Origin of the sequence: Burkholderia sp. SIMBA_051 (genome assembly GCF_046534915.1) — a bacterium.
Lineage (GTDB): Bacteria > Pseudomonadota > Gammaproteobacteria > Burkholderiales > Burkholderiaceae > Burkholderia > Burkholderia ambifaria.
On record NZ_JAWRXS010000976.1, the window covers coordinates 1 to 232 of the forward strand.

Consider the following 232-nt stretch of genomic DNA (forward strand, 5'->3'; position numbering starts at 1 on the left):
TTGAATCCATCACCGTGCGGACCGGGCTCCGGGCGCAGTCCGACGTCTCGCGCAATAGCGGTCGCCGTCGCGGCCGAGTCGCCCGTTACCATGACCGTTCGTACCCCCAGATCGCGAAGCGACGCGATCAGGCTTGCTGCATCCTCGCGAGGTGGATCGCTGAGGGCGATCAGACCGGCCAGGACGGCTTGCGTGGCAGCGGCTTCCACCGCAACTGCGATGATTCGGTTCC

1 protein-coding gene is annotated in these 232 nt (G+C 66.4%); it reads right to left on the minus strand.

Annotated features, from left to right (window positions below; translation table 11 throughout):
* The coding region (locus SB771_RS37405) for an HAD family hydrolase (RefSeq protein ID WP_410722331.1) at nt 1-209 on the minus strand (209 nt) is incomplete at its 3' end.
* Nucleotides 210-232: the final 23 nt, after the last annotated feature.